We start from the raw sequence: 22,042 nt of genomic DNA, 5'->3' as shown, positions 1-22,042 counted from the left end.
TCTTGACCCTTCACGTCTTGAGCCGATAGCCCGTCTTGAAGATCCAGCGCACGCCCACCAGGCAGGCCAGCAGAAACGCCACCGTCATGCCCACGCTGATCTCGACGCTGACGTCGGAGACGCCAAAGAATGCCCAGCGAAAGCCGCTGACCAGATACACGACCGGATTGAACAGCGTGACGGTCTGCCAGAACGGCGGCAGCATGTTGATGGAATAGAACGTGCCGCCCAGGAAGGTCAGCGGCGTGATGATCATGAGCGGAATGATCTGCAGCTTTTCAAAGCCGTCGGCCCAGATCCCGATGATGAAGCCGAACAGGCTGAACGTCACGGCGGTCAGCACCAGGAAGGACAGCATCCATAGCGGATGCGCCACCTCGAACGAGACGAACAGCCTTGCGGTCGCCAGCATGATGAGGCCCAGGATGATGGACTTGCTGGCCGCCGCCCCCACGTAGCCCATCAGGATTTCCACGTAGGAAATGGGCGCCGAGTGGATCTCGTAGATCGTGCCGGAAAAGCGCGGCATGTAGATGCCGAACGAGGCGTTGGCAACGCTTTGCGTCAGGAGCGACAGCATGATCATGCCCGGCACGATGAACGCGCCGTAGCTGACGCCGTCGATCTCGACCATGTGCGACCCGATGGCCGACCCGAACACGACGAAGTAGAGCGAGGTGGAAATCACCGGCGAGAGCACGCTTTGCATCAGCGTGCGCCAGGCGCGGGCCATTTCAAAGAGGTAGATGGCGCGAATGGCGTAGAAATTCATGATTGACCGTGCACCAGGCTGACGAAGATGTCCTCGAGCGAGCTTTCCGAGGTGTTGAGATCCGCGAATTCGATATTCAGGCGGCTCAGGTCCTGCAGCAGCCGCGAGATGTCGCCGCCACGCTCGTTGTCGTAGGTATAGACGAGCTTGTAGCCGTCGGCGGACAGGTCGAGCTGGTAGGCGTCCAGCGCCGTCGGGATGCCCGGCAGCGGCGCCTTCAACGTCAGCGCGAGCTGGCGCTTGCCCAGCTTGGCCATGAGCGCGTTCTTTTCCTCGACCAGGATGATCTCGCCGCGGCGGATCACCCCGATCCGATCCGCCATCTCCTGGGCTTCCTCGATGTAGTGCGTGGTCAGGATGATGGTGACGCCGCTTTCGCGCAGCCGCCGCACCATTTCCCACATGCCGCGCCGCAGCTCCACATCGACGCCCGCGGTGGGTTCGTCCAGGAACAGGATGGCCGGTTCGTGCGACAGCGCCTTGGCGATCATGACGCGCCGCTTCATGCCGCCCGATAGCGCCATGATGCGGCTGTCCTTCTTGTCCCAGAGCGACAGGTCGCGCAGGACCTTTTCGATGTAGGCGGGATCGGCCGGCTTGCCGAACAGGCCGCGGCTGAAGGTGACGGTGTTCCAGACGCTTTCGAAGGCGTCCGTGGAGATTTCCTGCGGCACCAGCCCGATCTTGGAGCGGGCCGCGCGAAAGTCCGTGACGATGTCGTGGCCGTCGGCCAGCACCGTGCCGTGGGTGGGATTGACGATGCCGCAGATGATGCTGATCAGCGTGGTCTTGCCCGCGCCGTTCGGCCCGAGCAAGGCAAAAATCTCGCCGCGCTGGATGTCCAGGCTGACGTTCTTGAGCGCCTGGAACCCCGACGCATATTGCTTGGATAAGCCTTGTACCGATATGACTGGCTGCACGCGAGCCCCCAACTTGACCATAGCCGGAGGATTTTACCCGCCGCGCAGCCCCCGCTTGTTCAACGTGGCGGAACGGTGTGTTTGGTTTTTGAGAAAACTAGAAGTCTTCGTCTTCTTGCACCTTGGGCATCAGGTAGGCCGTCAGCGCGCTGGACAGGCCGGCCATCACCCACAGGACAAAGAACGACACGGTGTAGAAACCCATCCGGCCCGTGGGGACATGTCCGAAGATGGTCACGTCCAGCGGGTCGATCAGGGCGAAGATCAGTGCGCTTCCCACAGCGGCGGCCAGAAAGGACGGCCACAGGATCCACATCAAAGATCGCAGTCCCATGCGTGAACTCCCCGGTTCAAGGTTTGGCGGCGGCCGGGCTGGCGTTCGGCGCCGCCCGGCCCTCGGCCGCGCTGGCCGCGACCTGTTCGATGACCAGTCCGCGCTTGACCACGCCCTCGCCGATGGGCTGGTCGGCAAACTGGGCCATGGCCAGATAGATCGTGATGAAGCAGCCCACCATCGCGGCGAACGGGCCGGCCATCAGGATCCACGGCCAGGGCTCGCGGTACCAGGGCTTGACGGGAGGGGCCGCATCCGCGGGGTCGAGGGTGATTCGTGCAGCGTTCATGTAGATATCCTTGTGGCGTTCAGGGCTAAGGGCCGCCCTACTCGGGCACATAGAAACTGGCGGGCTCGTCGGTTTCGACCGGCTGGTTGTCGCCGTCCTGCCCCCGGGCGCGCAGGGTGATGGGATGGGCGCCGGGCGTCGAGCCCGCCGGGGCGCGAATGACCATGGGCACCAGCTTGTTGGCGGCGGCTTCGACCTCGACGACGTCCGACCCCTGCTGGCCCGCCAGCACGGCCAGGTCCGGCATGCCCTCGGCCGACAGGCGCAGGCGCATCGGCACGTCCGACGTGTTGATGATCTGCAGCCGGTAGACGTTTTCGATCAGGCCGCCGGCGACCTCGCGGCCCAGCGCGCCGCGGTCCCGGATGACGTCGACGCGCAGCGGATTGCGCAGGGCCAGCGACACCACGAAGGCCACCGCCAGCGCCAGGATCAGCGTGCCATAGACCAGGACGCGCGGCCGCAGCAGGTGCGACCGTGCGCTCTTGGTGGACAGGCCATCCAGCATGGCGCGCTCGGACGTATAGCGGATGAGGCCCGGCTCGTACTGCATCTTGTCCATCACCTGCTCACAGGCATCGATGCACGCGCCGCAGCCGATGCACATGTACTGCAGGCCGTCGCGGATGTCGATGCCGGTCGGACAGACCTGCACGCACAGGCTGCAATCGACACAGTCGCCCAGCCCCGCGGCCTTGTGGTCCACCTTGCGCGAGCGGCTGCCGCGCGGATCGCCGCGGCGCTTGTCGTAGGTGACCACGAAGGTGTCCGGGTCGACCATCACGCTCTGGAAGCGGGCGTACGGGCACATGTACTTGCACACCGATTCGCGCATGAAGCCGGCGTTGCCCCAGGTCGCAAAGCCGTAGAACAGCATCCAGAACCACTGCCAGCCGCCAAGCTGCAGGGCGAACAGCTCATGCCCCAGCTCGCGGATGGGCGCGAAATAGCCGATGAAGGTCGAGCCCGTCCACCACGCCAGCGCGATCCAGAGGAAATGCTTGGTGAATTTCAGGCGGAACTTGTGCCAGGACCAGGGCGATTCATCCAGGCGGATGCGCGCGATGCGGTCGCCTTCGACCTTGCGCTCGATCCACATGAAGATTTCGGTGTAGACGGTCTGCGGACAGGCGTAGCCGCAGAACAGACGGCCGGCCACGGCGGTGAAGAGGAACAGCGCCAGCGCGGAGATGACGAGCAGCACGGCAAGATACACGACGTCCTGCGGCCACAGCACCAGGCCAAAGAGATAGAACTTGCGCGCCCCCAGGTCGAACAGGACGGCCTGGCGGCCGTTCCATTGCAGCCAGGGCAAGCCGTAGAAAATGAGCTGGGTAAGGAAGACGAACGCGATGCGCCAGCGGGCGAAGATGCCGCTGACGGATCGCGGATAGATCTTGCTGCGCACCCCCGCCAGCGTCTGTTCCAGGGTTTCCTGGCCCGGACGCGGTGGCCGCGTATGCGGCCGCCAGGGCGGCGGGTCACCGCCAGGCGAACTGCCGCCGACGCTTGCGGTTGACCCATCATTCATTTGCTGCTCCGTACGGTAAGTGCTGGCGGTATGGGGGGCCGCCGCGCGGCCCACCACCTACGTGCTGCGGTTTCACTGCTGGGCGGCGTCGGCGGGCGCCGCGGCGGCCTGCTTCTGCGGCTCGGCCTTGTTGGAAAGACCCCAGACCCAAGCCGTCAGGATCTTGATCTGCTCCGGCGTCAGGACGTGTTCGTGCGCCGGCATGCGGTTTTCGCGGCCGTCGAGAATGGTCTTGACGATGGTCGCCTCCGAACTGCCATACAGCCAGACGTCGTCCGTCAGGTTGGGCGCGCCCATGAGCGGATTGCCCTTGCCATCGACACCGTGACAGGCCACGCAGTAGGTGGCGAACTCGCGCTTGCCGCGGAACACGCGCACCGGATCGGCCGTCAGGCCCGACAGCGAACGCACGTATTGCGCGATGTCGCCGGCCATCTTGGGATCGATCGAGTCCTTCCAGGGCGGCATCACGCCAAGGCGCCCTTCCTTGATGGTCTGCATGATGGTTTCGGGCGAACCGCCATGCAGCCAGTCTCCGTCCGCCAGGTTGGGAAAGCTGGGGCCGCCCTTGGCATCGGAACCGTGGCACTGCGCGCAGGTGTTCAGGAAGAGGCGCTGGCCGATTTCTCGCGCGCCCGGATCCTGCGCGATCTGCGGGACCGACATGGTCTCGAAGCGCGCATAGATGGGGCGAACGGCTTCGGCCATCTTGGCCTGTTGCTGCGCCACTTCCTGCGCGCTGCTGAAGCCCAGCTTGCCCTGGTAGGCGCCCAGCCCCGGCATCAGGAACAGATAGCCCAGCGCGAACACGCAGGCCAGCAGGTACATCCAGGTCCACCAGGTGGGGACCGGATTGTTGAGCTCGGTCAGGTCGCCGTCCCAGACGTGGCCGGTGTCCTCGACCTGGCCGTTGGCCGGCATCGCGCTGAGCCAGCGGCGCTGCGTGTACAGCAGCCACAAGCACCACACCACCCCGCCCACCGCGACGATCGCGATGAAATACCCCCAGAAGCTATTGACGAAATCGCTCATGACCGATTCGCTCCATCTTGTTGTGCCTGACCGAATTCATCGGGCAGTGCGAACGGCAGCATGGCCGATTCGCGGTTGGCGCCCTGGCGGCCGCGCGAGCAGGCCCACCAGACGATGCCGAAAAAGGTTGCCATCGAGATGGCGGTGATGATTGCGCTCAGGTAGGCGACCATGGTCAGCCTCCCGTGGCCGCTTGCGCGGCAGGCTGCACGGCGGACTGCCGGGCCTTCTTGGCTTCTTCGGCCTTCTTGGCCTCTTCGGCCTGCTTGGCAAGCTGCGCCTTGCGCACACCCACGCCCAGCCCTTGCAGGTAGGCCACGAGCGCGTCTTCTTCCGTCTTGCCCTCGATCGCCTTGGGCGCCGCGGCGATTTCCTCGTCGGTGTACGGCACGCCCAGGGCGCGCAGGGCGCGCATGCGCTGGTCCACGTTCTGGCCCGTGAGGACCGTCTTTTCCAGCCAGGGATAGGCGGGCATGTTGGATTCCGGCACCACCTTGCGCGGATCGCGCAGGTGGATGCGGTGCCAATCATCGGAATAGCGCTCGCCCACGCGCGCCAGATCGGGACCGGTACGCTTGGAGCCCCACAGGAAGGGGTGATCGAAGACCGATTCCGCGGCGACCGAGTACGACCCGTAGCGCTGGACTTCCGCAGCCAGCGTACGCACCTGCTGCGAGTGACAGCCCACGCAGCCCTCGCGGATGTAGACGTCGCGGCCCATCAGCCGCAGCGGGCTGTAGGGTTCGACGCCGGCCACGGGCTGGGTGGTGCTGTGCTGGAAGAACAGCGGGATGATCTGGACCAGGCCCGCGAAGGAGACCACCAGGATGCTGGCGATGATCATCCAGCCGATGTTCTTCTCGAGGGTCTGGTGGGAAAAGAAGCCATGATTCTTGTTGGCCATGATGTCCTCGTCAGGCAGTGGCCGGCACGGCGGTCGCGGGAACCGGCGCACGCGCGGCTTGGGGTTCGTCTTGCGGAATGGCGGGGTTGACCGACTGCGCGCCGCGCACCGTCTTCCACACGTTCCAGGCCATGACGAACACACCGCACAAGAACAGGGTTCCACCCAGCAAACGGATCAGGTAGTACGGAACGCGCGTCTTCAGTTCCTCGACGAAGCTGTAGACCAGGGTGCCGTCCGAGGCCGTGTCGCGCCACATCAGGCCCTGCTGCACGCCGGCGATCCACATGGCGGCGATGTACAGCACCACGCCGATGGTCGCGATCCAGAAGTGCAATTCGATGGCCTTGACGCTGTACATCTTTTCGCGGCCGTACAGGCGCGGGATCAGGTAGTAGAGCGAGCCGAAGGAGATCATGGCGACCCAGCCCAGCGCGCCGGAGTGCACGTGGCCGATGGTCCAGTCCGTGTAGTGCGACAGCGAGTTCACCGTGCGGATCGACATCATCGAGCCTTCGAAGGTGGACATGCCGTAGAACGACAGCGCGGTGACCATGAACTTCAGGATGGGATCGGTGCGCAGCTTGTACCAGGCGCCCTGCAGGGTCATGATGCCGTTGATCATGCCGCCCCACGACGGCGCCAGCAGGATCAGCGAGAACGTCATGCCCAGCGACTGGGTCCAGTCAGGCAGCGACGTGTACAGCAGGTGGTGCGGACCCGCCCACATGTACGTGAAGGCCAGCGCCCAGAAGTGGACGATGGACAGGCGGTACGAGTAGATGGGGCGGCCGGCCTGCTTGGGCACGAAGTAATACATCATGCCCAGGAAGCTGGTCGTCAGGAAAAAGCCCACCGCATTGTGGCCGTACCACCATTGCACCATGGCGTCCTGCACGCCCGCGTAGGCGGAGTAGGACTTCCACAGCGTCACCGGCATCTCGATGTTGTTGAAGATGTGCAGGATGGCGATGGTGAGGATGTACGAGCCGAAGAACCAGTTGGCCACGTAGATGTGCTTGGAACGGCGCTTGATGATGGTGCCGAAGAACACGATGGCGTAGGCGACCCAGACCAGGGTGATCAGGATGTCGATGGGCCATTCGAGTTCGGCGTATTCCTTGCTGCTGGTAAAGCCCATGGGCAAGGTGATCGCGGCTGCGACGATGACGGCCTGCCAGCCCCAGAACGTGAAGGCGGCGAGCTTGTCGCAGAACAGGCGCGCCTGACAGGTGCGCTGCACGACGTAGTACGACGTCGCGAAAAGTGCGCTGCCGCCGAAGGCGAAGATCACGGCGTTGGTGTGCAGCGGGCGCAGGCGGCCGTAGCTGAGCCATGCGGTGTCGAAATTCAACTGAGGCCAAATAAGCTGCGCGGCCAGAAACACGCCCACAGCCATGCCGACTATGCCCCAGACTACCGTCATGAGCGCGAACTGCCTCACGACCCTGTAGTTGAAGGTATCGGACTTGCTTGCGATTGCGGCGCAATCGTTCATCACCCTTCCCCTAAAGTAACAAGAACTTCCAGGCTTCGATGATGGGACTAGTCACAGGAGTCGGCGTTGATTTGGATCAACCGGGATGCGACGCCCCGAACTTCGGCGCATAACCGCAACGCTTGAAGGGGTATCGGGGTGGCGCAGCGGCGTTTCCGGCGCCGCGCAGACGCTTCAGCGGCGGCCCGCGGCGGCGCTGTCGTCGTCGCGCAGGATGGCCGTGCCGGCATCCTCGGTATCGTCGTACTGGCCGTTGAAAACCGCCCACCACAGCGACACGCCGATGGCCAGCACGAAGAGCAGCGACAGCGGCAGCAGGAGATAAAGTATGGTCACGGCGCCGCCCCGAGCGCGGCGCCCGGCGCCACGCTGCCCGACCAGTCGCGGCGGCACAGGCGCCACGAGTTGTAGGCAACCGCCAGCGACGACAACAGCATGGTGATCGCGGCCAGCCAGGGCGTGACCCATCCGGCGAGCGCCAGCGGCGTCATCAGCAGATGCCAGACCAGCGAGCCGTACAGGTTCTGCCGCGCCTTGCGCCGCGCCTCGGCGAGCAAGGCATCCAGCGCCGCGTCCGGCAGGTCCGGATGCGCCGCCAGCGCGCTGTGCGCGGAGGCCATCGCGGTGGGCACGGCCATGGACATGGCGCAGGGACAGCTCATGACCAGCAGCGCCACCATCACGGGGATGCTGTGGGCCGGGTCGATGTAGGCCCAGCCCGCCGCGGCGGCCAGCGCCAACGCGACCTGGATCATGACGAAACGCGACGCCACGCGGTCGGCGCGCGCGCCCAGCCGCAGCCGTTGTTCTTCCACGCGGGCGTGGCGGCGGCCCGCCGCCCCCGCGCCGCCGAAGGACTGGCGCGCGCACAGTTCGAGGTAACGCGCGGTCAGCAGGAACGCCACGAACATCGTGACCGAATCGAAATAGACTTCGCCCCGGCCGGTCCATGTGGCGAGGACGCTGGGAATGAAGGCGGCGACGATGCCCAGCGCCACCGGCACGTCCATGCCCGCGCGCCCGGCGCGCAGATTGGCGCCGGCATGGCGCCAGATGGGCCATGCCGAATACAGCACGACCGGCACCGTCAGCGCAAAGCTGGCCCAGTTCATGAGGACGATGGCCCAGTCCAGGGTCTCGAGCGCATCCGCCGGCATGCTTTCGTGGCGCAGATAACCCGGCCACGCGAACATCATGACCTGCATCATCGCCAGCCAGGCGAGCGACAGGCGCACCAGCGCATGGCGGCGCTGCTGGCGGTCGGCATCGGGCAGGTTGGCCGGGACGGCGAAAATCGATTTGGCTCGCATGTGCCGATGGTAGCCAGCCCGGGTCCCGGGCGTCTTGATCTGAATCAAGGCGCCCGGGGCGATTTGCCGGCGCCCCGGGGGGCGATGCACCGGGGGTCGATGCACCGGGGGTCGATGCACCGGGGGTCGATGCACCGGGGGCCGATGCACCGGGGGCCGACGCACCGGGTGTCGACGCACCGCGAGCCCGGACGCCGCCCCATCCGTCCCTGCGCCCCATCCGTCCGGCCATGACCGATCTGGCCGGTGGCGTGCGCGGCTTGCGGCTGATACAAAATCATTCTGATGCCCCGCATTTATTTACCGAGGGGCCTGGCAGGCCTGGGCGCCGCGCCCTGGCCGCGTGTGCACGAACAAGGGGCCACGGTGACGTATCACCGGGCCCACGGTATGTGGAAGAACACCATGCGACGGCCCAATGGCGTTTTCGTGACCGGCACCGACACCGGTATCGGCAAGACCCTGGTGTCGGCGATCCTGGCGCGCGCCTGGAACGCCGACTACTGGAAACCGGTGCAGACCGGCGTGGCCGAGGAACCCGGCGACACGGACACCGTGGCGCAACTGGCCCGCCTGCCGCCGCAGCGGCTGCACCTGCCCGCCTACGTGCTGGAGGCGCCGCTGTCGCCTTGGGCGGCCGCCACCCTGGAAGACACGGTGGTCGACGCCACCAGCATCGTGCCGCCCGCGACGCGCGCCCCGCTGATCGTGGAAGGCGCCGGCGGGCTGTACGTCCCCATCGACGACACGCACATGATGATCGACCTGATCGCGCGGCTGGGCATGCCGGTGGTGCTGGCGGCGCGCAGCGGGCTGGGCACCATCAACCACACCCTGCTCAGCCTGGAAGCGCTCCGGCGGCGCGGCATTCCGGTGCTGGGCGTGGTGATGAGCGGACCCCCGTCGGCGGGCAACAAGGAAGCGATCGAGCGCTTCGGCGGCGTGCGCGTGCTGGCCGAGATCCCGCCGCTGCCGCGCGTCGACGCCGAAGCCGTGGACGCGCTGGCGCGGGACATCGCGCCGCTGGCCGACTGCCTCGCGGCACTGGACGGTGCGCCGGCCGAAGCGGGTTGAGCGCGCAGCGACAAGCAGACTGCGGCAACTACGTTCTTGCCAATTTTTGCCAAGCCTCCTAAGCTATGGCGATGGGCACCATGAACATTTCTTTGCCGGACTCGCTGAAATCCTTCGTTGACGAACAGGTCACCGAGCGGGGCTACAGCACGAGCAGCGAGTACGTCCGCGAACTCATCCGCAAGGACCAGGATCGGCTCCAGCTCCGAGGGCTGCTGCTGGCGGGCGCCTCGTCCGAACAGGCTGCCCCGGTCGACGCCGCTTACTTCGCCGGCCTGCGAGCCCGCGCCAGTAAGAATTCGGGCCCCGACTCCCAAGCGTGAAGGCCAAACCCGTCATCCCGCGTGTGCAGGCGAACGCGGATATCGACACCGCGATAGCGTATTACCTGAGCACGGCGTCCGAGCAGATTACGCTCGGGTTCATCGAGGCCCTGGAACGGGCGTACCTGCATCTCGCCCGCCACCCCGCGACAGGATCCATCCGATACGCGCTGGAACTGAACCTGCCCGGCCTGCGCTCCTGGCCGTTGACTCGCTACCCCTATCTGGTCTTCTACGTGGAACACCAGGACCATATAGATGTCTGGCGCATCCTCCATCAGCAACGGGACATCCCCGCGTGGGTGGAAGGCCCCGGCGCGGTGTAAATGCCACGCCGGGCAGGCCGGGACCCGCTCGCTCACTGCCGCGCCATGTCGATGAACGCCCGCAGCGCCGACGACACCCTGCGCTGCTTCGGGTAATACAGCATGAAGCCGGGGATCGTCTGGCACCAGTCGTCCAGCAGCCGCACCAGCGTGCCCGCCGCAAGCTGGGCGGTCACGTAGTTCTCCGGCACGTAGCCGATGCCGATGCCGTCGGTCGCGGCGCGCACCTCGGCGTGGACGTCGCTCAGGGCGATGCGCCCGGGGAAGTCGAATTCCAGCGTCTCGCCGTCCTTCGTGAACGCCCACTTGAAATAGCGGCCGCTGGGAAAGCGGTAGCGGATGCATTCGTGATGCATCAGGTCGGCGGGATGCTGCGGCGGTTCGCGCCCTTGCAGGTAGCCGGGCGAGACCACCACCACCGAACGCAGCGGCGGGCCGATGGGCACCGCCACCATGTCCTCGGGCACCGCTTCCAGCAGCCGCACGCCCGCGTCATAGCCCGATCCCACGATATCGACGAAGCTGTCGTCTTCGCCAATTTCCAGGCGGATGTCCGGATAAGCCGCGAGGAATCGCGCCGCCATGGGCATCAGCAGCAGGTACGAGGCCGCGCGCGAGGTATTGATGCGCAGCGTGCCGGCGGCCGCGCCGCGGAAGTGGTTCATTTCGTCCAGCGCATCGCCCAGGTCATGCAGCACGGGCTGCAGACGTTCGGCCAGGCGCTGGCCGGCGTCGGTCAGCGCCACGCTGCGCGTCGTCCGGTTGAACAGGTTCACGCCCAGACGTTCTTCCAGGTTGCGGATGGCGTAGCTGACCGCCGACGTGGACAGGCTCAGTTCCTCGCCGGCCTTGCGAAAGCTGGCTAGCCGGGCAACGGCCGCGAAGGCGGCCAGGTGGGACAGGTTGTCGAGCGGCATGATTATGCAAATTTATTCAATAAATCATGCCGAAATTCTAGCTTGAACGCCCACAAGCGCCGATTTATTGTTGCCGCCTGCTCAACAAATTCGCAAGAGGCCGTCATGATCCAAGCCCAAGGCTACGCCGCCCACAGTGCCGACACTCCCCTGGTCCCCTTCAGTTTCACCCGCCGCGAACCGGGCGATGACGATGTGCTGATCGACATCCTGTACAGCGGCATCTGCCATTCGGACCTGCACCAGGCGCGCGGCGACTGGGGCAATTCCATGTATCCCATGGTGCCGGGCCACGAGATCGTCGGCCGCATCGCGCAGGTCGGCAAGAACGTCTCCCGGTTCAAGGTGGGCGATTACGCCGGCGTGGGCTGCATGGTCGACTCGTGCCGCCACTGCAAGGCCTGCCGCCTGAACCTGGAGCAGTACTGCGAGGAAGGCGCCACCCTGACCTATAACGACAAAGCACGCGGCAGCGACCAGCTCACCTTTGGCGGCTATTCCGACCGGATCGTGGTGCGCGAGCATTTCGCCGTGAAGGTCTCCGACACCCTGGACCTCAAGGCCGTGGCGCCGCTGCTGTGCGCCGGCATCACCACGTATTCGCCGCTGCGCCACTGGAAGGTCGGCCCCGGCATGAAAGTCGGCGTCATCGGGCTGGGCGGCCTGGGCCACATGGGCGTGAAGTTCGCGCACGCCATGGGCGCGCACGTCGTGATGATCACCACCTCCGCCGACAAGGCGCGCGACGCGAAACGCCTGGGCGCGGACGAGGTTCTGGTCTCGCGCGACGCCGACGCCATGGCGGCCCACGCCAACTCCTTCGACTTCCTGCTGAACACCGTCCCCGTCAGCCACGACGTCAATCCCTACATGGCGCTGCTTGCGCTGGACGGCACCATGGCGCTGGTGGGCGCGCTGACGCCGCTGGATCCGATCCCTGGCGCCAACCTGATCATGGGCCGCAAATCGCTGGCCGGCTCGGCGATCGGCGGCATGGCGGAAACGCAGGAGATGATGGATTTCTGCGCCGAGCACGGCATCGTCAGCGACGTGGAGATCGTGCCGATCCAGGCCGTCAACGAGGCCTACGAGCGCCTGGTGAAAAACGACGTGAAGTACCGCTTCGTGATCGACATGGCGACCCTGAAAGACACGCGCGCCGCGGCGTAGCGGGCGGGTGCGCGGCCGGGCGGAAAAAAAGAGGGTGCCCGCAGGCACCCTGAATCCACCCTACAACAGCACCTGCAACTACACACCTGCAAACCGCAGTCAACAGCAGAAGAACGGCGCCCGGCGTTCCGCGAAACGGGCCGGGGCGGCCTGCCCCGGCCGCCGGGCGCCGCCGGCTTTACGCCGCCTTCTGCGACTTGCCGTGTTCAAACTGCGCTTCTTCCGTCGAGCCGGTCAGCGCGGTCGTGGACGACTTGCCGCCTTCGATCGTCTGGGTCACGGCGTCGAAGTAGCCCGTGCCCACTTCGCGCTGGTGCTTCACGGCGGTGAAGCCCATTTCGGCGGCGGCGAATTCCTTCTGCTGCAGTTCCACGAAAGCGCTCATCTGGCGGCGGGCGTAGCCGTGGGCCAGCTCGAACATGCCGTAGTTCAGCGCGTGGAAACCGGCCAGCGTGATGAACTGGAACTTGTAGCCCATGGCGCCCAGCTCGCGCTGGAACTTGGCGATGGTGCCGTCGTCCAGGTTCTTCTTCCAGTTGAAGGACGGCGAGCAGTTGTAGGCCAGCAGCTTGCCCGGGAACTGGCGATGGATGGCGTCGGCGAACTTGCGGGCATATTCCAGGTTGGGCGTGGAGGTTTCGCACCAGATCAGGTCGGCGTACGGCGCGTAGGCCAGGCCACGCGAGATGGCCTGATCGATGCCGGCGCGGGTGCGGAAGAAGCCTTCCACGGTGCGCTCGCCGGTGATGAACGGGCGGTCGTTCTCGTCCACGTCGCTGGTCACCAGGTCGGCCGCGTCGGCGTCGGTGCGCGCCAGCAGCACGGTCGGCGTGCCCATCGTGTCGGCGGCCAGGCGGGCCGACACCAGCTTGGACACGGCTTCGCGGGTCGGGACCAGCACCTTGCCGCCCATGTGGCCGCACTTCTTCACGGACGCAAGCTGGTCTTCGAAGTGCACGCCCGAGGCGCCGGCCTCGATCATGGCCTTCATCAGTTCATAGGCATTGAGCACGCCGCCAAAGCCGGCTTCTGCGTCCGCCACGATGGGCGCGAAGAAGTCGATGTAGCCTTCGTCGCCGGGGTTCTTGCCTTCCATCCACTGGATCTGGTCGCAGCGCGTCAGCGAATTGTTGATGCGGCGAACCACCTGGGGCACCGAGTTGGCGGGATAGAGCGACTGGTCGGGATACATTTCACCAGCCAGGTTGGCGTCACCGGCGACCTGCCAACCGGACAGGTAGATGGCCTTCAGGCCAGCCTTGACCTGCTGCATGGCCTGGTTGCCGGTCAGGGCGCCCAGCGAGTTCACGAAAGGTTCGCTGTGCAGCAAATCCCAGAGGCGGGTGGCGCCGCGGCGGGCCAGCGTGTGTTCGACGCTGATCGAGCCGCGCAGGCGGATGACGTCTTCGGCACTGTAGTCGCGCTTGATGCCTTGCCACCGGCTGTTTTCAGCCCAGTCTTTTTGCAGGTTGCGGATTTCGGTTTCGCGATTGCTCATTGTGATGCTCCTGGTCAGTGATGTGAGAACGGTTGGAACTTCAGAGAACGTCTTGGAACTTCAAAAACGATTCGCGTCTGGCGTTGCGTGAATCGTTGGAGAAAGTCTATGCCTCTGCTGCGGAGCAATGTGATGGCGAGTCTTATAGAAGACAAAAAATCTTCGCTATAAAAATCAATAGGTTGCAAAGACGATTTTGTATAATGAAACGCGATTGTCGTTTGTGAAATGGCGTGGCGCTGCTGCGCAGCAGGCGCTTTCACAATACGAGGGTTACATTTCACATCGCGGAAATTCGGGCCTTTTCCAAGCGCCTACAATGCCGTCATCCTCCCGGACTCCCCTTCTTTGCTATGACCCTGTCTCACGGCCCGCTCGGGCAGAGCGTGGCCTATGCCTCGCAATACGATCCCTCGCTGCTTTTTCCCATCGCGCGTGCGCACAATCGCGCGGCGCTGAATCTGCGCGACGACAACCTGCCCTTCCAGGGCGTGGATCTGTGGAACGCCTATGAACTGTCGTGGCTGGACGCCAAGGGCAAACCGCGCGTCGCCATGGCGACGTTCTCGGTGCCGGCCGACAGCCCCAACATCATCGAATCCAAGTCGTTCAAGCTGTATTTGAATTCGTTCAACCAGACCCGCCTGGTGAATTCGGCCGCCCTGCGCGGCCGGCTGGAACGCGACCTGAGCGCGGCCGCCGGCGCGCCGGTCGGGCTGGACTTCTTCCTGCCGCAGCGCTTTGCCGAGTTGCAGATGGGCGAGATGGACGGCATCTATATCGACAAGCTGGATATCGAGATCGACACCTACGAGCCCGCGCCCGAGCTGCTGCGCACCCGGCCGGGCGACGTGGTCGAGGAGACGCTCGCCTCGCGGCTGCTGAAATCGAACTGTCCCGTGACCGGCCAGCCCGACTGGGCCACGGTCCAGATCCGCTACCGCGGCGCCCCGATCGACCGCGAATCGCTGCTGCGGTACGTGGTGTCGTTCCGCCAGCACGCGGAATTCCACGAGCACTGCGTCGAACGCATCTTCAGCGACATCATGCAGGCCTGCGGTCCCGAGCAATTGACGGTGTACGCGCGCTATACGCGCCGAGGCGGGCTGGACATCAACCCGTGGCGCAGCAATTTCGAGGCCGCGCCGCCGGCGGACAGGCGGACCGTCCGCCAGTAACGCAGGCCCCGCCCAGCCAGACGGCCGCCCACAAGGGCGGCCGCGTTGTTTTTACTTGAGGAACGGCTCGGGCCGCGGGGTGTCGTCTTCGGACGGCGGCAGCACGGGGTATTGGATGACCGGCTGGTCGCCCGTGAGGGTCTTCAGGAAGGCCACGATCTGGCCGTTCTCTTCGGGCGTGAACGTGCGGCCCAGTTGCAGGCGGCCCATGACGTCCACGGCCTGCGTCAGCGTCGCCGCTTCGCCGTCGTGGAAGTACGGGTAGGTCAGGGCAACATTGCGCAGCGTCGGCACCTTGAAGTTGAAGCGGTCGGCGTCCTTGCCGGTGACCCCGGCGCGGCCTTCGGCCTTGTTCTCGGTGACGTAGGGCGTGACCACGCCCATCTTCTGGAACGAGTTGCCGCCCACCGCCACGCCGTTGTGGCAGGCCACGCAGCCGCTGTTCTTGAAGAGCGCGTAGCCGGCCGCTTCGCGCACGGTCAGCGCTTTCTCGTCGCCCTTGAGCCACTGGTCGAAGCGCGAGTTCGGCGTGACCAGCGTTTCCTCGAAGGCGGCCAGCGCGCTGGTCACCTCGCCGATGGTGATCTGGTCCTTGCCGAAGACCTGCTTGAACTCGGCGCGATAGCCCGGGATGGAGTTGAGCACCTGCACCGCCAGTTCGTGCGACGAGGCCATTTCCATCGGGTTCTCGATCGGGCCGCCCGCCTGCTCGCGCAGGTCCTTGGCGCGGCCGTCCCAGAACTGGGCGATGTTCAGGCTGGCATTGAGCACGGTCGGCGAGTTGATGCCGCCCTGCTGCCATTTGTGGCCGATGGACGCCTTCAGGTTGTCCGAGCCGCCCATGGCGAGGTTGTGGCAGGAATTACAGGAGATCGCGCCGGAACGCGACAGGCGGGGATCGAAAAAGAGCTTCTTGCCCAGTTCGACCTTGCCCGGGTTCTGGACCACGGCGGGTTGGATTGGCTGGATGGGTTCCTGCGAGGCGCTCCAGGCCTGCCCTGCCCACAGCGCCATGACGATGCCCGCCGCCAGCAGCATGCTTTGCTTTCTCATTTGCTTCTCCTGTGAATAACCTATTCGTGCTCAGGGTTATTACAGCGAGCAAGCGCCGCGGCGGCCTTGCGGGGCGTCAAGCCGCGCCGGCCGCCGCCTGCGGGCAAAACTGAAGTTTGACCGCGCGCAAGAAAACGCCCGCGCGGGCGGCGCGGGCGGAGGTCAGGCGTCAGCAGTCAGGGGCGGGGTGTCGGGCGTGCGGTGCCTGACGTCGGGCGTCAGGATCGCGCCATCGCCGCAGGCGCCGGCGGTTCGGCGCGGCGCGCCTGCACCGCGATCCACTGGGCCAGGAATGCCGCGACCGCGAACGCGACGCCTGCGCCCACCCACGGGCCCTGGCGCAGCCCGGCGTCCAGCAGCAGGCCAAAGGCCAGCGGCCCCAGGGCCGAGCCCACGTCCATGCCGGAGTACACCAGGCCGTAGACCGATCCGGTCGACCCTTTGGGCGTCACGCGGCGGATCAGCATGTCGCGCGACGGCGCGGCCACGCCCGAGCAAAAGCCCGCCAGGCCGACGACGGGCGCGGCCAGCACCGCGGGCACCATACCCAGCGCCAGCACAACCAGCGTCAAGCCCGCCAGGATCAGCGCCACCATGACGGTGCGCTCGGTGCGCGGATTGGCCGACACCAGGAAGCCGCCCGCCGCCATGCCCACGGCCGAGGCGACCATATAGCCCGACAGTGCGGAGCTGGCGGTGACCTTGGACAGGTCGTAAAGCTGGCCCAGCAGCGGAATCGTGTAGTTCTGCACCGACGACAGCGCGATCGACGTGCAGGCAAAGAACAGGAAGGCGCCCCAAAGCGCGGGGCGGGACAGCAGCGCGGTCAGCGTGGCCAGCACGCCCTCCTGCGGCTTGGCGGCGGGCTTCGCCGCACTGCCCGAGTCCCGGGCGTCGTCCCGGGCATCGGCCGGCGACGGGCCGCCCAGCAGGTCGCGTCCCAGCACGGTCAGCAGCAGCACCAGCGCCACCAGGCCGGCGGCGCTATAGGCCGCGACGCGCCAGTTGGCGAGCAGCGTGATGGTCGTGATGAAGACCGGCGTGAGCGCCCAGCCGAGGTTGCCGGTCAATCCGTGCGTCGAGAACGCATGGCCCAGCCGCGGCGCGGTGATGCGATGGTTGATGATGGAATAGTCCGCCGGGTGGAAGACCGAGTTGCCGATGCCGCCCACGACGGCCGCGGCCATCAGCATGGCGTAGCCGGTGGCCGACCCGATCAGCACGCCCGACAGCACGAAGCAGCCCAGGCCGAACCACAGCACCGGGCGCGCGCCGATCCGGTCGACCACGAAGCCCGAGGAGGCCTGGCCGATGCCGGACACCACGTAGAAGGTGGACACCAGCAAGCCCAGCCGGGCGAAGTCCAGCCCGAATTCCAGGCCCAGGGCGCCGTAGAGCGACGGCAGCACCAGCTGGAAGAAGTGGGACGAGGCATGCGCCACGCCGATGAGCAGGATGATTTTCCAATCGCGCCGGCGTACGGCGGCATCCGAGAGCAAAGTGTTGGCGGCGGTGGCGGTGTTCATTGCAAAAAGCCGCGGGGACGCGGCAGGATGCGCTCCGCCAGGGGCGGACCGCGGGTTGTCTCCGGCGACGCGCGGACTTGCGCCCGGGCGTCGTGTTCGTGGCGATTGCGGCGCGCGCGCCGTGCCGGATCGAGCCGGCGTATCGCTCTTGGATCGGTGTTACAGGGCCTTTTCGCGAATGGCGGGCCAGGCGCGCTGCAGGTAATACAGCATCGACCAGACCGTCAGCACCGCCGCGACGATGATCAGGATGTCGCCCAGCAGCTTCGTGTTGACGCCGTAGATCGACTGGTTGTACAGCAGGCACGGAATGGCGATCATCTGCGCGGCCGTCTTGAACTTGCCCAGCCGGTGCACGGCCACGCTGGCGCTGGCGCCGATCTTGGCCATCCATTCGCGCAGGGCGGAAATCGTGATTTCGCGGCCGATGATGATCAGGGAGATGAAAGCGTCGACCCGGCTGAGGTCGAGCAGCACGATCAGGGCGGCGCAGACCATGAGCTTGTCGGCCACCGGGTCGAGGAATGCGCCAAATGCCGACGTCTGGTTCCAGCGCCGGGCGAGCCAGCCGTCGAACCAGTCGGTCAGGGCGGCGATGATGAAGGCCCATGCGGCCAGGGTGTCGCGCGTCGGGACAGCCATCCAGCTTTCGGGCAGGTAGAACAGCCCGACCACCAGCGGAATCATGGCGATGCGCAGCCACGTCAGGATTATGGGAACGTTAATTGGCATAGTGTCCGTATGCTAACAGAGGGTTTCCACCCCCGAAGCGCCTTTGGCGCTTCCCCCTCAAGGGGGCGCCTCTGCGGACCGGCGGAGCCGGATCCGCGCGGCCCGGATTGCTCGTAGGGGCGGGTGGTTGAATGGGGGTGGATTGGAGAGGCGTCGACGTGGATCGGACCGCTAGGGCCGACAAGACGCCGAGCGTATCGGCGTGAAAGCAGGTTCCAGCATCGGCATTGATCGACGGCGGAGGTTACGCGGAGTGGCGGCATCTTGGTTGGCTCCAGCTTCAGCGCAGCGCCTCGTAAATGCGGATGGCCAGGTCCTGGGAGATGCCGTCCACCGACGCCAGGTCTTCGATGCTGGCGCGGGCGACGCCGGAGAAGCCGCCGAAGCGGGCCAGGAGGCGTTGGCGGCGGCGGGCGCCGACGCCTTCGATTTCTTCCAGGCGCGAGACGTTGCGGGTCTTGGCGCGGCGGGCGCGCATGCCGGTGATGGCGAAGCGGTGGGCTTCGTCGCGCACCTGGGCGATCAGCATCAGGGCGGCGGACTCGCCGCCCAGGGCCACCGGCGGGCGGCCGTCGGCAAAGACCAGGGTTTCCAGGCCGACCTTGCGCCCTTCCCCCTTGGCCACGCCCACCAGCGTCTGGATGTCCAGGCCCAATTCCGCGAACACCTGGCGCGCGACTTCGACCTGGCCCTTGCCGCCGTCGATGAGGACAAGCCCGGGCATTTGCGCGTCGCCGTCCGCCACCTTGGCGAAGCGGCGCGTCAGCACCTGGCGCATCGCCGCGTAGTCGTCGCCGGGGGTGATGCCGGCGATGTTGTAGCGCCGGTACAGCGAGGGCTGCATGTCGTGGTGTTCGAAGACCACACAGGACGCCTGGGTCGCTTCGCCCGCGGTGTGGCTGATGTCAAAGCATTCGATGCGCAGCGCGTCGAGCGCGGCTTCATCCGTGTCCAGGTCCAGGGCTTCGGCCAGCGCCAGCGTGCGGGCCGCGCGGGCGCCGGACTCGGTCAGCGCGCGGGCCAGCGCCATCTCGGCGTTCTTGGTGGCCTGCTCCAGCCACGACCGGCGGGTGCCCTGCGGCCGCGTCAGCACCCGCGACGGCCGGCCGCCCGACTGCTCGACCAGCAGCGCGATCAACTCGGGATCGGGCAAAGTGTGGGAACAGACCAGGATGGGGGGCATCGCGTTGTCGGTGTAATGCTGCGCCACGAAGGCTTCCAGCACCTGCGGCGCGGCCTCGCCCTCGGCGTGCGAGGGAAAGAACGGCTTGTCGCCCAGGTGGCGGCCGCCGCGCACCATCGCGAGGTTGACGCAGACCTTGCCGCCGGCAATGGCCACCGCAATGATGTCCGTGTCTTCCCCGCTGACGTTTTCCATGGTCTGCTGGTGCAGCACGCGCGCCAGCGAACCCATCTGGTCGCGCAGCGCGGCGGCTTCCTCGAACCGCAGTTCGCTGGACGCCTGCAGCATGCGGGCCTCGATCTCGCCCATGACGTCCTTGGCCTCGCCGTTCAGAAAGCGCACGGCGCGTTGCACGTCGCGCTCGTACTCGGCGGCTTCGATCGCGCCCACGCAGGGCGCCGAACAGCGCCCGATCTGGTGCAGCAGGCAGGGACGCGAGCGGTTGGCGAAGACGCTGTCCTCGCAGGTCCGCAGGCGGAACACCTTCTGCAGGATCTGGATGGTTTCGCGCACCGCCCAGGCGTTGGGAAACGGGCCGAAGAACTGTCCGCGCTTGTTGGTGGCGCCGCGGTAATACGCGATGCGCGGCCAGTCGTGGCCGGTGATGTGCAGGTACGGATAGGACTTGTCGTCGCGGAACAGGATGTTGTAGCGCGGCTTCAGGCTCTTGATGAGGTTGTTTTCCAGGATCAGCGCTTCCGCCTCGGAACGCGTCACCGTCACTTCCAGCCGCGCCACCTTCGCCACCATCTGGGCGATGCGCGGGCTGGACAGGTTCTTCTGGAAATACGACGAGACGCGTTTCTTCAGGTCGCGCGCCTTGCCGACATACATGACCTCGCCGGCCGCATCCAGGTGCCGGTATACGCCCGGCAGATGCGGCAGGTCAGACAGGAACGATTTGAGATTGAAGTCGTCGGGCATTCTGGTAACGGCTTTCGGCTTGCAGGGTGTCCCAGTCGGGCGCGTCGAAACGCGGCATCAGGCGCCGGATGCGCGCCACGGACTCGGGCGCGTGATCGAACGTCAGGCGCGACAGCAGGTCGTCCGCCAGGTCCGGGCGGTTGCACACCAGCACCATGTCGCAGCCCGCCCGCAGCGCGGCGTTGGCGCGGTCCAGGATATCCCCGGCGACCGATGCGCCTTCCATCGTGAGGTCGTCCGAGAACACGACACCATCGTAGCCCAGGCGCTTGCGCAGGATCTCCTGCACCCAGCGCTTGGAGAATCCGGCCGGGTGCTTGTCGACCTTGGGGTAGATCACGTGCGCGGGCATGACGGACGGCAGCACGGCGTCGCCCAGCCAGGCGTAGGGCGCGGCGTCGTCCTTCAGGATCTCGTCCAGCGTGCGCGGGTCCACCGGGATCTCGTGGTGCGAATCGGCGCCCACGTAGCCATGGCCAGGGAAATGTTTGCCGCAGGCCGACATGCCGGCCAGCGCCAGGCCCTGCACCAGCGCGCGCGACAGCATCGTCACCACACGCGGATCGTGGTGGAAGGCGCGGTTGCCGATCACCTTGCTGGCGCCGTAGTCCAGGTCCAGCACCGGCGTGAAGCTCATGTCCACGCCGCAGGCGCGCAGTTCGGCGGCCAGGACGTAACCGGCCTCGGTCGCCAGGCGCATCGCCTGCAGCGGATCGCGGTCCCACAACTCGCCCAGCGCGCGCATCGGCGGCAAGGCGGTGAAACCGTCGTCGCGGAACCGCTGCACGCGGCCGCCTTCGTGGTCCACCAGGATCAGCAGCGGCTCCTTGCGGGCCTTGTGGATCTGGCGCGTCAGTTCCGTGAGCTGGGCGCGGCTTTCAAAATTGCGGGCAAAGAGGATGACGCCGCCGACCAGCGGGTGGCGCAGGCGCTTCTTTTCCGCCTTCGTGAGCGTATATCCCGCCACATCGACCATCACGGGGCCGGGGGGCAGGACCGCCTTGTTTTGCTTCTTGGCCATGGAGGCTGTCCTTGTGTCTGTGTGCGGCAAGCCGGCCGGGACGGACCCGGACTCAGGGCTTGCGTTCGACCACCACGTACGCGGCGGCCATATCGGATTCATCGGTAATGGAAACGTGGGCCGCCCCGAATCGCTCGGCATACCAGGCCAGCAATTCGGGCGCGATCACCAGCACCGGACGGCCGCCCGGCGCGTTCAGCGTCTGCACGCGCCGCCACGTCATGGGCATGCGCATGCCCAGCCCGATTGCCTTGGAAAACGCTTCCTTGGCCGCAAAGCGGGTGGCCAGGAAACGCAGGCCCCGCACGGGATCGCGCGCGCGGCGGGCGTGGAACTTCTGGAGTTCCTCGGCGCCCAGGATCTTTTCGGCGAAGCGGTCGCCGTGGCGTTCGAGGGCGCGTTCGATGCGGTCGATCCGCAGCAGGTCCATGCCGATGCCGGCGATGGCGCCGGCGGGCGTGGCGGGGGAGTTGTCAGGCATGGGCGTCGTCGGCAGGCTGGCGGTCAAAACGGGTCATGGGCCCGCG

At 66.2% G+C, this 22,042-nt stretch carries 24 protein-coding genes; 5 read left to right on the top strand and 19 right to left on the bottom strand.

The window, feature by feature from the left end; genetic code table 11:
- Positions 1-10 precede the first annotated feature (10 nt).
- From ACZ50Q_RS10430 to ACZ50Q_RS10380, 11 genes are all read right to left on the bottom strand, one after another.
- Positions 11-772: an ABC transporter permease gene (locus ACZ50Q_RS10430; RefSeq protein WP_076520202.1), complete on the bottom strand. Its 762-nt coding sequence runs from the start codon at positions 770-772 to the stop codon at positions 11-13.
- Positions 769-1,692 carry an ABC transporter ATP-binding protein gene (locus ACZ50Q_RS10425; protein WP_076522027.1) on the bottom strand — a complete coding sequence of 308 codons (924 nt, stop codon included), beginning with the start codon at positions 1,690-1,692 and terminating at the stop codon, positions 769-771. The genes ACZ50Q_RS10430 and ACZ50Q_RS10425 overlap by 4 nt, the downstream gene beginning before the upstream one ends.
- A gap of 97 nt (positions 1,693-1,789) precedes the next feature.
- Positions 1,790-2,026: a hypothetical protein gene (locus ACZ50Q_RS10420; RefSeq protein WP_076520201.1), complete on the bottom strand. Its 237-nt coding sequence runs from the start codon at positions 2,024-2,026 to the stop codon at positions 1,790-1,792.
- Positions 2,027-2,042: 16 nt separating this feature from the next.
- Positions 2,043-2,315 carry a FixH family protein gene (locus tag ACZ50Q_RS10415; protein WP_092581320.1) on the bottom strand — a complete coding sequence of 91 codons (273 nt, stop codon included), beginning with the start codon at positions 2,313-2,315 and terminating at the stop codon, positions 2,043-2,045.
- Between the two features lie 37 nt (positions 2,316-2,352).
- Positions 2,353-3,846 carry a cytochrome c oxidase accessory protein CcoG gene (gene ccoG / locus ACZ50Q_RS10410; protein ID WP_092581321.1) on the bottom strand — a complete coding sequence of 498 codons (1,494 nt, stop codon included), beginning with the start codon at positions 3,844-3,846 and terminating at the stop codon, positions 2,353-2,355.
- A gap of 72 nt (positions 3,847-3,918) precedes the next feature.
- A complete protein-coding gene (gene ccoP, locus ACZ50Q_RS10405) occupies positions 3,919-4,878 on the bottom strand; it encodes a cytochrome-c oxidase, cbb3-type subunit III (RefSeq protein ID WP_464081437.1) in 960 nt (319 codons plus the stop codon).
- Positions 4,875-5,051, bottom strand: a complete 177-nt coding sequence (locus ACZ50Q_RS10400; RefSeq protein ID WP_076520197.1) for a cbb3-type cytochrome oxidase subunit 3 — start codon at positions 5,049-5,051, stop codon at positions 4,875-4,877. Before ACZ50Q_RS10400 ends, ccoP begins: the two co-directional genes overlap by 4 nt.
- 2 nt (positions 5,052-5,053) lie before the next feature.
- Positions 5,054-5,782, bottom strand: coding sequence for a cytochrome-c oxidase, cbb3-type subunit II (gene ccoO / locus ACZ50Q_RS10395; protein ID WP_092581323.1), 729 nt, complete (start codon positions 5,780-5,782; stop codon positions 5,054-5,056).
- Between the two features lie 10 nt (positions 5,783-5,792).
- Positions 5,793-7,280 (bottom strand): cytochrome-c oxidase, cbb3-type subunit I, encoded by a 1,488-nt coding sequence (ccoN, locus tag ACZ50Q_RS10390; RefSeq protein WP_464081436.1) that lies wholly within the window; start codon positions 7,278-7,280, stop codon positions 5,793-5,795.
- A gap of 174 nt (positions 7,281-7,454) precedes the next feature.
- Complete coding sequence (ccoS, locus tag ACZ50Q_RS10385; RefSeq protein ID WP_076520194.1) at positions 7,455-7,616, bottom strand: cbb3-type cytochrome oxidase assembly protein CcoS; 162 nt, start codon at positions 7,614-7,616, stop codon at positions 7,455-7,457.
- Positions 7,613-8,590 (bottom strand): hypothetical protein, encoded by a 978-nt coding sequence (locus ACZ50Q_RS10380; protein WP_464081435.1) that lies wholly within the window; start codon positions 8,588-8,590, stop codon positions 7,613-7,615. Before ACZ50Q_RS10380 ends, ccoS begins: the two co-directional genes overlap by 4 nt.
- A gap of 405 nt (positions 8,591-8,995) precedes the next feature.
- Here ACZ50Q_RS10380 and bioD point away from each other — a divergent pair, with 405 nt between their 5' ends.
- The 3 genes from bioD (at position 8,996) to ACZ50Q_RS10365 (ending at position 10,313) form a co-directional block, all read left to right on the top strand.
- On the top strand, positions 8,996-9,664 hold the full coding sequence (gene bioD, locus ACZ50Q_RS10375; RefSeq protein ID WP_464081434.1) for a dethiobiotin synthase: 669 nt from the start codon (positions 8,996-8,998) through the stop codon (positions 9,662-9,664).
- A 71-nt stretch (positions 9,665-9,735) separates the two neighbouring features.
- Complete coding sequence (locus ACZ50Q_RS10370; protein ID WP_092581448.1) at positions 9,736-9,987, top strand: type II toxin-antitoxin system ParD family antitoxin; 252 nt, start codon at positions 9,736-9,738, stop codon at positions 9,985-9,987.
- A complete protein-coding gene (locus tag ACZ50Q_RS10365; RefSeq protein ID WP_464081433.1) occupies positions 9,984-10,313 on the top strand; it encodes a type II toxin-antitoxin system RelE/ParE family toxin in 330 nt (109 codons plus the stop codon). The genes ACZ50Q_RS10370 and ACZ50Q_RS10365 overlap by 4 nt, the downstream gene beginning before the upstream one ends.
- A 32-nt stretch (positions 10,314-10,345) precedes the next feature.
- On the opposite strand, the gene ACZ50Q_RS10360 is transcribed toward ACZ50Q_RS10365, so the two are convergent.
- On the bottom strand, positions 10,346-11,230 hold the full coding sequence (locus ACZ50Q_RS10360) for a LysR family transcriptional regulator (protein ID WP_464081432.1): 885 nt from the start codon (positions 11,228-11,230) through the stop codon (positions 10,346-10,348).
- Positions 11,231-11,335: 105 nt separating this feature from the next.
- Between ACZ50Q_RS10360 and ACZ50Q_RS10355 the strand changes: the two genes are divergently transcribed.
- Complete coding sequence (locus ACZ50Q_RS10355; protein WP_076520189.1) at positions 11,336-12,400, top strand: NAD(P)-dependent alcohol dehydrogenase; 1,065 nt, start codon at positions 11,336-11,338, stop codon at positions 12,398-12,400.
- 178 nt (positions 12,401-12,578) lie between these two features.
- Here ACZ50Q_RS10355 and aceA read toward each other — a convergent pair whose 3' ends face one another.
- Positions 12,579-13,898, bottom strand: coding sequence for an isocitrate lyase (aceA, locus tag ACZ50Q_RS10350; protein WP_076520188.1), 1,320 nt, complete (start codon positions 13,896-13,898; stop codon positions 12,579-12,581).
- Positions 13,899-14,251: 353 nt separating this feature from the next.
- On the opposite strand from aceA, the gene queF reads away from it, so the two are divergent.
- Positions 14,252-15,076, top strand: a complete 825-nt coding sequence (queF, locus tag ACZ50Q_RS10345; protein WP_464081431.1) for an NADPH-dependent 7-cyano-7-deazaguanine reductase QueF — start codon at positions 14,252-14,254, stop codon at positions 15,074-15,076.
- 51 nt (positions 15,077-15,127) lie between these two features.
- Here queF and ACZ50Q_RS10340 read toward each other — a convergent pair whose 3' ends face one another.
- The 6 genes from ACZ50Q_RS10340 to acpS all read right to left on the bottom strand — a co-directional run bounded on the left by ACZ50Q_RS10340 (position 15,128) and on the right by acpS (position 21,996).
- Entirely contained in the window at positions 15,128-16,129 is a 1,002-nt protein-coding gene (locus ACZ50Q_RS10340; RefSeq protein ID WP_464081430.1) for a cytochrome-c peroxidase, read from the bottom strand.
- Positions 16,130-16,347: 218 nt separating this feature from the next.
- The gene (locus ACZ50Q_RS10335) at positions 16,348-17,655 is read right to left on the bottom strand and encodes an MFS transporter (RefSeq protein WP_464081429.1); all 1,308 of its coding nucleotides are present in this window, start codon (positions 17,653-17,655) and stop codon (positions 16,348-16,350) included.
- Positions 17,656-17,814: 159 nt separating this feature from the next.
- Positions 17,815-18,387 carry a CDP-diacylglycerol--glycerol-3-phosphate 3-phosphatidyltransferase gene (gene pgsA / locus ACZ50Q_RS10330; RefSeq protein WP_076520184.1) on the bottom strand — a complete coding sequence of 191 codons (573 nt, stop codon included), beginning with the start codon at positions 18,385-18,387 and terminating at the stop codon, positions 17,815-17,817.
- Positions 18,388-18,667: 280 nt separating this feature from the next.
- Positions 18,668-20,494: an excinuclease ABC subunit UvrC gene (gene uvrC / locus ACZ50Q_RS10325; RefSeq protein ID WP_092581329.1), complete on the bottom strand. Its 1,827-nt coding sequence runs from the start codon at positions 20,492-20,494 to the stop codon at positions 18,668-18,670.
- Entirely contained in the window at positions 20,457-21,515 is a 1,059-nt protein-coding gene (gene nagZ / locus ACZ50Q_RS10320) for a beta-N-acetylhexosaminidase (protein WP_464081428.1), read from the bottom strand. Before nagZ ends, uvrC begins: the two co-directional genes overlap by 38 nt.
- Positions 21,516-21,567: 52 nt before the next feature.
- On the bottom strand, positions 21,568-21,996 hold the full coding sequence (gene acpS, locus ACZ50Q_RS10315) for a holo-ACP synthase (RefSeq protein WP_464081427.1): 429 nt from the start codon (positions 21,994-21,996) through the stop codon (positions 21,568-21,570).
- Between the last annotated feature and the right edge of the window lie 46 nt (positions 21,997-22,042).

It is taken from the genome of Achromobacter sp. T5-5, from assembly GCF_055397965.1.
Note: the sequence above shows the minus strand (reverse complement) of the source record. Positions and strands in the feature narration are given on the sequence as shown.

Coding starts and splice junctions, on each gene's coding strand:
- ACZ50Q_RS10430 (WP_076520202.1), bottom strand. CDS start 772: ATGAATTTCTACGCCATTCGCGCCATCTACCTCTTTGAAATGGCCCGC.
- ACZ50Q_RS10420 (WP_076520201.1), bottom strand. CDS start 2,026: ATGGGACTGCGATCTTTGATGTGGATCCTGTGGCCGTCCTTTCTGGCC.
- ACZ50Q_RS10415 (WP_092581320.1), bottom strand. CDS start 2,315: ATGAACGCTGCACGAATCACCCTCGACCCCGCGGATGCGGCCCCTCCC.
- ccoG (WP_092581321.1), bottom strand. CDS start 3,846: ATGAATGATGGGTCAACCGCAAGCGTCGGCGGCAGTTCGCCTGGCGGT.
- ccoP (WP_464081437.1), bottom strand. CDS start 4,878: ATGAGCGATTTCGTCAATAGCTTCTGGGGGTATTTCATCGCGATCGTC.
- ACZ50Q_RS10400 (WP_076520197.1), bottom strand. CDS start 5,051: ATGGTCGCCTACCTGAGCGCAATCATCACCGCCATCTCGATGGCAACC.
- ccoO (WP_092581323.1), bottom strand. CDS start 5,782: ATGGCCAACAAGAATCATGGCTTCTTTTCCCACCAGACCCTCGAGAAG.
- ccoN (WP_464081436.1), bottom strand. CDS start 7,280: ATGAACGATTGCGCCGCAATCGCAAGCAAGTCCGATACCTTCAACTAC.
- ACZ50Q_RS10380 (WP_464081435.1), bottom strand. CDS start 8,590: ATGCGAGCCAAATCGATTTTCGCCGTCCCGGCCAACCTGCCCGATGCC.
- bioD (WP_464081434.1), top strand. CDS start 8,996: ATGCGACGGCCCAATGGCGTTTTCGTGACCGGCACCGACACCGGTATC.
- ACZ50Q_RS10370 (WP_092581448.1), top strand. CDS start 9,736: ATGGGCACCATGAACATTTCTTTGCCGGACTCGCTGAAATCCTTCGTT.
- ACZ50Q_RS10360 (WP_464081432.1), bottom strand. CDS start 11,230: ATGCCGCTCGACAACCTGTCCCACCTGGCCGCCTTCGCGGCCGTTGCC.
- ACZ50Q_RS10355 (WP_076520189.1), top strand. CDS start 11,336: ATGATCCAAGCCCAAGGCTACGCCGCCCACAGTGCCGACACTCCCCTG.
- aceA (WP_076520188.1), bottom strand. CDS start 13,898: ATGAGCAATCGCGAAACCGAAATCCGCAACCTGCAAAAAGACTGGGCT.
- queF (WP_464081431.1), top strand. CDS start 14,252: ATGACCCTGTCTCACGGCCCGCTCGGGCAGAGCGTGGCCTATGCCTCG.
- ACZ50Q_RS10340 (WP_464081430.1), bottom strand. CDS start 16,129: ATGAGAAAGCAAAGCATGCTGCTGGCGGCGGGCATCGTCATGGCGCTG.
- ACZ50Q_RS10335 (WP_464081429.1), bottom strand. CDS start 17,655: ATGAACACCGCCACCGCCGCCAACACTTTGCTCTCGGATGCCGCCGTA.
- pgsA (WP_076520184.1), bottom strand. CDS start 18,387: ATGCCAATTAACGTTCCCATAATCCTGACGTGGCTGCGCATCGCCATG.
- uvrC (WP_092581329.1), bottom strand. CDS start 20,494: ATGCCCGACGACTTCAATCTCAAATCGTTCCTGTCTGACCTGCCGCAT.
- nagZ (WP_464081428.1), bottom strand. CDS start 21,515: ATGGCCAAGAAGCAAAACAAGGCGGTCCTGCCCCCCGGCCCCGTGATG.
- acpS (WP_464081427.1), bottom strand. CDS start 21,996: ATGCCTGACAACTCCCCCGCCACGCCCGCCGGCGCCATCGCCGGCATC.